This is a genomic window from Microbacterium sp. C448 (genome assembly GCF_000582705.2).
Taxonomy (GTDB): Bacteria; Actinomycetota; Actinomycetes; order Actinomycetales; family Microbacteriaceae; genus Microbacterium; species Microbacterium lacus_A.
This window is the reverse complement of record NZ_HG779715.1, coordinates 1-7,920: the sequence shown is the minus strand read 5'-3', so window position 1 is coordinate 7,920 and position 7,920 is coordinate 1. Positions and strand designations below refer to the sequence as shown.

Sequence of the window (7,920 nt, the reverse complement as noted above, 5' to 3'; positions counted from 1 at the left end):
CCGCCGACGACAACCCGCTCGTGCACGCCCCGCACACCGCCGAGTCGGCGATTTCGGGCCAGTGGGCGCATCCGTACTCCCGCGAGCGCGCGGTGTACCCGACGCAGGCGCTGGTGCGGAACAAGTACTGGCCGCCCGTGCGGCGGGTCGACAACGCGTGGGGCGACCGCAACCTCGCATGTGCCTGCCCGCCCGTGGAGGCCTTCGCCTGACCCCGGCCGCTCGCCCCCGGGCCGCACGCTCAGCCCCGCGACGTCACCGCGAAACACCTCTCGTGCGACGAAACACCCTGTGTCCTGGGGTGGCTCGCCGCACGCGGGGTGTTTCGCAGACGGCAGTCGACAGAAACACCCGGATGTCGGGGCTCACTCGATGGGACTGCTCCACCGAATGAGCCCCGACACACGCATGCTCCATCTATCGCCGCAGGGTCGCGAGCATGGCGTTGTCGCGCGCCGATACCAGCGGAACTCCGGCGCGCAGCAGCTTGCGCTCGATGGGCACTACCCGATGGGCGTCGGACCAATCCCATCGTGCAAAGCCGTCGGAATATCGTCGGAGTCGGTCTTCGCGCACCTTCTCTTTCACGACTCCTTCGACGGCTGCCTGGGCCGTTAATGCCACATACTTCCCGTATCCGTCCGACTCGCCAATCGCCCGGACTTTGGGCCACCAGAAGTCGGAGCGATCCGTGATTCCCTCGTAGGTAAAAACCTGCTGCAGCGCCGGCACGGCGAAGCCCAGCCACGAGATCACGGCTCGACTCACGGACTCGCCCGCCGACTCAGCCCTCGAGTCGGCAAAGTCCCATACCCACCTCAGCAAGCGCTCGTTCCGACGGTTTGCGTCGTCAGATGACCAAGCGCCCAGCTGCTCTCTCGGCATCCCGCGCCGGAGCGCGGCGTCTGCCACGGCCAGCGCGTATGCCGGGGGGAGGTGCCGTGCTGTGTCAACGACGGTCGCCAGAAGGTCGGTGACGAACACAGATCCGATCGCCGCGACATTCCGAGCGCCCTGCGCGGCATGCACGACCACGTCACCGTAGCGTTTCGTGGACCGTCGATCCGGATCGAAGATGTGGATGTCGCGGGGCTCCCCGAAGATGGGTAGCTCGTGCAACACCGCCGCTGACTCGCGCATGAAGATGGCATCGGTGAAAACGAGCCCTGCCGCAGCGACCCGTGGGTGGTACCTCTCGTGCGGTTTCAGGCCCGTCCACCACTCCGCCCCTGCATAGACGCCGTGGCGCACCCGGAGGAGTTCCCCGCGAGCTGCTCGCCCGTACAGCCCCGTGTGCAACCGCCGCTCATCTGCGGCGAGCACGAACGGTGTTTCCCTCAGGGCGTCAGTATGCTGCATCCGTCCACCGTGACGGATTCGGCCGCGACCAACGGTTCAGACGCTGCAATCGGTGGACCGGCCCGTTCTGTCCACCGGTGTGCAGGACTGCCCCGTGCCAGACGAATGCGCACCCGCCCGACCGTGCCCTCGCGTCACCATCGCGGCGAAACACCCATCGTGCGACGAAACCACCCTCGACGAGGGGTTTGTGGTCGCGGAAGGGGTGTTTCGCCGTGTGAGCGGCAGGGGGAGGGTGGGGACTGGGATGACTTTGAGGGAGCCGCGGCCGGGCTCAGGCGCCCGGAACGCCGAACACGCGCGGCCACCAAGCAACCGCGAGCGGGTACCCGATGAAGGCGATCACGTCGATCAGCGTGTGCGCGATGACGAGCGGCATGACGCGGCCCCAGCGCCGGTAGCACCAGCCGAACACGATGCCCATCACGAAGTTGCCGAGCATCGGACCGAACCCCTGATACGCGTGATACGCCGCTCGCAGCGCAGCCGTCGAAAGGATGATCGTCCACCAGCCCCACCCGAGCCGACGCAGCCTGTCGAACAGGTACCCGATGAAGATGACCTCTTCGGTGAGTCCCGCGCGTACCGCGGCGAGCAGCAGGAGCGGGATCGTCCACCACGAGGCGTCGAGGGGCGAGGCATCCACCTGCACGGTGATCCCGAGCGCGCGCCCGAGGGCGTACAGACCGAGGCCGGGCACACCGATCACCACGATCAGCAGGAAGCCGCGACCGAAGTCGCCGCCGAAGCGGCGGAAGTCCAGGCCGATGCGCCGGAACGCCGACATGCCCGGCTCCCACAGCAGCCAGATCGCGAGCGCCACCGGCACCAGCGCGAAGAACTGGGACAGGAACTGGTAGAGCACGGGCCAGAATTCGGATGCCGAAGCCCCCGGGTTGACCGACGCCGACTGATCGCCCAGCGATTCCTCACGGCCCAGGGCCTCCACCAGCTGCAGCACCGAGTAGAGAGCCGAACGGCCGACCGACAGGGCCAGCACGATTCCGATTTCCCACCACAGTCGAACGCGTGCGGTGCGGTCGAGTGGTACGGGGCTCAGGGGATCCACTTCGACAGATTGCCATATGGACGGCATCATGAGTTAAGGCTATGTAACGGTTTTGCTCATGATTTGGAGCATTCGGACCAGGATGCCTAGGGTTTCTCTATCCCGCGCAGACTCACGACCGTGATGCTGCGCGTAACAGCACTCTTAACAGGAGGACAAGTGAAGCGCAACAAGATTGCCCTGTCGGGGATCGCGCTCCTCGCCGTCGGAGGGCTCACGCTCGCCGGCTGCGCGGGCAGCGATGACTCGGGCGACACCGACGGTGGCGGCGCGAGCGACGCGATCATCACCACGAACGGTTCTGAGCCGGAAAACCCGCTCATCCCCACCGCGACCAACGAGGTCGGCGGCGGAAAGATCCTCGACGCGATCTTCGCGGGCCTGGTGTCCTACGGTGCGGATGGCTCGCCCGTGAACGACATGGCCGAAGAGATCACGGTCGATGACCCGCAGAACCTGACGGTGAAGATCAAGGAAGGCCAGACCTTCACGAACGGCGAGGAAGTCACCGCCGACAACTTCATCAACGCGTGGAACTACGGCGCGCTCGCTTCCAACGAGCAGTACAACAGCTACTTCTTCGAGGACATCGAGGGCTTCAGCTACGACGAGGACTCGGAGCTCACGGGCCTCGAGCAGGTCGACGACTACACGTTCACGATCGCGCTGAACAAGCCCGCCTCGGACTTCGCCCTGCGCCTCGGCTACTCGGCCTACTACCCGCTGCCCGATGTCGCTTTCGAAGACATGGCCGCGTACGGCGAGAACCCGATCGGCAACGGCCCGTACATGCTCGACGGTGAGGGCGCCTGGCAGCACGACGTGCAGATCGACCTCGTCGCGAACCCCGACTACCAGGGTGTGCGCGAGGTGATGAACGGCGGCCTGTCGATCATCTTCTACGCATCGCAGGATGCCTCCTACGCCGACCTGCTCGCGGGTGAGGTCGACGTGGTCGACCAGATCCCGACCGGCTCGCTCGCAACATTCGAGTCGGACCTGGGCGACCGTGCGGTCAACCAGCCTGCCGCGGTGTTCCAGTCCTTCACGGTTCCCGAGTACCTCCCGCACTTCGCGGGCGAAGAGGGCCAGCTGCGTCGCCAGGCGCTGTCGATGGCCATCGACCGCGCACAGATCACCGACGTGATCTTCGAGGGCACCCGCACTCCCGCGAGCGACTTCACGTCGCCCGTCATCGCGGGATGGTCGGACGCGCTCGAGGGTGCTGAAGTCCTCGAGTACAACGAGGAAGAGGCACAGGCTCTCTGGGCCGAGGCCGACGCCATCTCCCCGTGGGAGGGCTCGTTCCAGATCGCGTACAACGCCGACGGTGGCCACCAGGCCTGGGTCGACGCGGTGACCAACTCGATCACCAACGTGCTCGGTATCGAGTCGTCGGGTGCCCCGTACCCGACGTTCGCCGAGCTGCGCGAGCTCGTCAACTCCCGCACGATCACGACCGCGTTCCGCACCGGATGGCAGGCCGACTACCCCGGTCTGTACAACTTCCTCGGGCCGCTGTACGCGACCAACGCGGGCTCGAACGACGGCGACTACTCGAACGAAGAGTTCGACGCGCTGCTCGCCGAGGGCATCTCCTCCACCGACATCGGTGAGGCGAACGAGCTGTTCCAGCAGGCGCAGTCCGTTCTGCTGCAGGACCTGCCGGCCACGCCGCTCTGGTACTCGAACGTCACCGGCGGTTATGCCGAAACGGTCGAGAACGTCGAGTTCGGCTGGAACTCGGTTCCGCTCTACCACGAGATCACCAAGGGCTAAGTCCTGATCTCACTCGCGAGGCGGTGACGGTTACACGTCACCGCCTCGCGACATGTTCCCCAGGGCTCGCGTTCGCGCACCCGACGCGGCACGATGCTCTTAGCGGGTTCGCGCGTGCCGATCGGGCACGCGCTCGCCCCGTATCCGGAGGGAGTGAGGGTGCTCGCGTACATCCTCAGACGTCTTCTGCAGGTCATCCCCGTGTTCTTCGGGGCGACGCTGCTGATCTATTTCATGGTTTTCGCCATGCCCGGGGACCCCATCCTCGCCCTTTTCGGCGACCGGACCCCCAACCCCGCGCTGCTGGAGCAGTTGCGCGAGAGGTATCACCTGGACGACCCGTTCCTGGTGCAGTACTTCTACTACATCACCGGTGTTCTCCGCGGTGACTTCGGCATCAGCTTCTCGGGTCAGCCGGTGAGTGAAATTCTCGTCCGCACCTTCCCCGTGACGTTCCGCCTCGCTGTCCTGGCGATCATCATCGAGTTCACCCTCGCCATCGTGATCGGCACGATCTCGGCTCTCCGCAAGGGCAAGCTGTTCGACAACACGTCGCTCGTCGTCGCCCTGATCTTCGTCGCCGTCCCGATCTTCGTGCTCGCGTTCCTGGCGCAGTACTTCCTCGCCATCCAGTGGGGGTGGTTCCGGCCAACGGTTGGATCGCAGAACGGATGGTTCGACCTCACCTTGCCCGCTCTCGTACTGGGCTTCAGCTTGTACGCGACGAGCATGCGGCTGATGCGGGCCTCGACGATCGACACCCTCAATCAGGACTGGGTTCGGACGGCGTACAGCAAGGGCCTTTCGCGCCGCCGCGTTGTGCCGGTGCACGTCATGCGTAACTCGTTGCTGCCGGTCATCACCAACTCGGCCACGAACTTCGGTGTCCTCTTGGTCGGTGCGACCGTGACCGAGGGAATCTTCAACGTCCCGGGCATCGGCAACACGCTGTACTCGGCAACGATCCGTCAGGAGGGGCCGACCGTGGTCTCGATCGTGACGGTGTTCGTGGTCGTGTACGTGCTCGTCAATCTCATCGTCGACCTGCTCTACGGTCTGCTCGATCCGAGGATCCGCTATGCCAAGTGATCTGAATCCCGCCCCGCACTTCGTCGCCCCGGTTCGTGAAACCGAGATCACGGTCGACGAGGTCCGCGTCGCCGCGAAACGAAGCAACCTCTGGCTCGACGCCTGGCGCGACATGCGTCGACGCCCGACGTTCTGGGTTTCGAGCGTCGTGGTGCTCGTCATCGTGGTGATGGCCTTCGCGCCGACGCTGTTCACCCAGGTGCCCCCGGCCAACGACTGCTTCCTCGAGAACAGCAACGGGGGACCCGCGCCGGGGCATCCGCTCGGCTTCACGTTCCTCGGCTGCGACATCTGGTCGCGCATCGTCTGGGGAGCGCGCACGTCGCTGTCGGTCGGCCTATTGGCCACGTTGATCGGGACCGTCGTCGGACTCGTCTTCGGCGCACTTGCCGGGTTCTATGGCGGATGGCTGGACTCGGTGCTCTCGCGCATCGGCGACATCTTCTTCGCGATCCCGTACATCCTCGCGGCGATCGTCGTCATGAGCGTCTTCTCGCAGAACCGGACCGTCTTCACCCTCGCGTTCGCAATCGGTGGATTCGCGTGGGCCGCGACGGCCCGAATCGTCCGTGCCGAGATTCTCCGGGTGCGTCAGGCGGACTTCGTGATGGCGTCACGGGCGCTCGGTCAGTCGCGCATCAAAACCCTGATCTCGCACGTCGTGCCCAACGCCCTGCCCCCCGTGCTCGTCGTCGCGACGATCTCGCTCGCGGCGGCCATCGTCGCCGAGGCGACGCTGGCGTTCCTGGGGGTCGGGCTCGGTAGCACGACGATGTCGTGGGGTAACGACATCAGCCAGGCGCAGCAGTCTTTGCGTGTGGCGCCGATGGCGCTGATCTACCCCTCGATCGCGCTGACCGTCACCGTCCTGGCATTCATCGTGTTGGGTGAGCTCATCCGAGATGCCATCGACCCGAAGGCGAGGGCCCGCCGATGAGCGAGCGCACCGACGTCCCGCTCCTGAGCATCCGCGACCTCACCGTCGCGTTCGGCGCCAACGAGGTGCTGCACGGCGTGAGCCTGGACATCTTCCCCGGTGAGACCGTGGCGATCGTGGGGGAGTCCGGTTCGGGCAAGTCCACGACGGCCTCCGCCGTCGTCAACCTCCTCCCGGGCAATGGTCTCGTGACGGGCGGAAGCATCAAGCTCGACGGGCGCGAGCTCACCGACCTCAACGCCACGCAGATGGAGCGCATCCGCGGGCGGGAGATCGGCTACGTCCCGCAGGATCCGATGTCGAACCTGAACCCGGTGTGGAGCATCGGCTTTCAGGTGAAGGAGGCGATCCGCGCGAACGGGATCGCGTCGGGCCGGAAGGATGTCGAAGCCCGCGCTATCGAGGTCCTCCAGCAGGCAGGCCTTCCGGATGCGGCCAAGCGTCTGCACCAGTTCCCGCACCAGTTCTCGGGCGGTATGCGCCAGCGCGCCCTGATCGGCATCGGTCTCGCAGCCGACCCGAAGCTGCTGATCGCCGACGAGCCGACCTCGGCTCTCGACGTCACCGTGCAGCGCGTCATCCTCGACCACATGGCCACGCTGACCCGCGACAGGGGCACTTCGGTCCTCTTGATCACACACGACCTGGGACTCGCCGCCGAGCGCGCCGAGAAGATCATCGTGATGAACCGCGGCGAGATTGTCGAGATGGGCCCGAGTCGCGAGATCCTCGAGAACCCGCTGCATCCGTACACGCAGCGTCTCGTCGCCGCGGCGCCGAGCCTGGCATCCCAGCGCATTCAGACGCGTGTGCAGGACCGCGGCATCGAGACCAGCGCTGATGTCGCCGACATCCCGCCCGCGATCGAGGTGCGCGACCTCGTCAAGGAGTACAAGATCCGTCTCGGCGGATTCCGCAGCGAGGCATTCCGCGCTGTCGACGGGGTCTCGTTCCAGATCCCGCGGGGCAAGACCCTGGCCCTCGTGGGGGAGTCCGGCTCGGGCAAGTCCACCGTGGCGAAGATGGTGCTGAAGCTCGAGGATCCGACATCGGGCGACGTGTTCGTCGACGGGCAGAACGTGGCGAAGCTGAGCGGACGCGAGGCGTTCCGACTGCGCCGTCAGATGCAGCCGGTCTTCCAGGATCCGTACGGCTCGCTCGATCCGCTCCGCAACATCGGCAACACGATCTCTGAGCCCCTCAACATCCACAAGGTCGGCGACCGTGCGTCGCGTCGAGCCCGTGTGGCCGAGCTGCTGGACCAGGTCTCTCTGCCGCAAGAGCTGGAATCGCGCTATCCGAACGAGCTCTCCGGCGGCCAGCGCCAGCGTGTGGCCATCGCGCGGGCGCTCGCGCTCAAGCCCGATGTCGTGGTGCTCGATGAGGCCGTCTCGGCGCTCGACGTGCTGGTGCAGGACCAGATCCTGCAGCTGCTCGCCGAGCTGCAGAGCGAGCTCGGGCTGACATACCTGTTCATCACCCACGACCTCGCCGTTGTCCGCGTCGCCGCCGACATGGTGGCGGTCATGGAGCGCGGCAAGATCGTCGAGCAGGGGACGGTCGACGAGATCTTCGCCAATCCCGCTCAGGAGTACACGCAGAGACTGCTCGCGGCGATCCCGGGCGCATCGATCCCGCTGGGCGGCGTGTGACGGGCATGCCCTCGCCGTTCGCGCCCAACGATCCC

7 protein-coding genes are annotated in these 7,920 nt (G+C 66.0%); 5 read left to right on the top strand and 2 right to left on the bottom strand.

Annotated elements, in window-relative coordinates; translation table 11 throughout:
* A partial coding sequence (locus MIC448_RS10940; protein ID WP_036299484.1) for a hypothetical protein occupies positions 1-212 on the top strand: 212 nt, incomplete at its 5' end.
* A 205-nt stretch (positions 213-417) separates the two neighbouring features.
* On the opposite strand, the gene MIC448_RS10935 is transcribed toward MIC448_RS10940, so the two are convergent.
* Positions 418-1,359 (bottom strand): hypothetical protein, encoded by a 942-nt coding sequence (locus MIC448_RS10935; RefSeq protein WP_144238037.1) that lies wholly within the window; start codon positions 1,357-1,359, stop codon positions 418-420.
* Positions 1,360-1,633: 274 nt separating this feature from the next.
* A complete protein-coding gene (locus MIC448_RS10930; protein ID WP_243419976.1) occupies positions 1,634-2,458 on the bottom strand; it encodes a CPBP family intramembrane glutamic endopeptidase in 825 nt (274 codons plus the stop codon).
* 129 nt (positions 2,459-2,587) lie between these two features.
* Between MIC448_RS10930 and MIC448_RS10925 the strand changes: the two genes are divergently transcribed.
* The 4 genes from MIC448_RS10925 to MIC448_RS10910 all read left to right on the top strand — a co-directional run bounded on the left by MIC448_RS10925 (position 2,588) and on the right by MIC448_RS10910 (position 7,885).
* Positions 2,588-4,207 carry an ABC transporter substrate-binding protein gene (locus MIC448_RS10925; protein WP_036299482.1) on the top strand — a complete coding sequence of 540 codons (1,620 nt, stop codon included), beginning with the start codon at positions 2,588-2,590 and terminating at the stop codon, positions 4,205-4,207.
* Between the two features lie 159 nt (positions 4,208-4,366).
* Complete coding sequence (locus MIC448_RS10920; RefSeq protein WP_036299486.1) at positions 4,367-5,296, top strand: ABC transporter permease; 930 nt, start codon at positions 4,367-4,369, stop codon at positions 5,294-5,296.
* Positions 5,286-6,233 (top strand): ABC transporter permease, encoded by a 948-nt coding sequence (locus tag MIC448_RS10915; RefSeq protein ID WP_036299480.1) that lies wholly within the window; start codon positions 5,286-5,288, stop codon positions 6,231-6,233. Before MIC448_RS10920 ends, MIC448_RS10915 begins: the two co-directional genes overlap by 11 nt.
* Entirely contained in the window at positions 6,230-7,885 is a 1,656-nt protein-coding gene (locus tag MIC448_RS10910; protein WP_036299478.1) for an ABC transporter ATP-binding protein, read from the top strand. Before MIC448_RS10915 ends, MIC448_RS10910 begins: the two co-directional genes overlap by 4 nt.
* The last annotated feature ends 35 nt before the right edge of the window (positions 7,886-7,920 follow it).

Coding starts and splice junctions, on each gene's coding strand:
- MIC448_RS10935 (WP_144238037.1), bottom strand. CDS start 1,359: ATGCAGCATACTGACGCCCTGAGGGAAACACCGTTCGTGCTCGCCGCA.
- MIC448_RS10930 (WP_243419976.1), bottom strand. CDS start 2,458: ATGATGCCGTCCATATGGCAATCTGTCGAAGTGGATCCCCTGAGCCCC.
- MIC448_RS10915 (WP_036299480.1), top strand. CDS start 5,286: ATGCCAAGTGATCTGAATCCCGCCCCGCACTTCGTCGCCCCGGTTCGT.
- MIC448_RS10910 (WP_036299478.1), top strand. CDS start 6,230: ATGAGCGAGCGCACCGACGTCCCGCTCCTGAGCATCCGCGACCTCACC.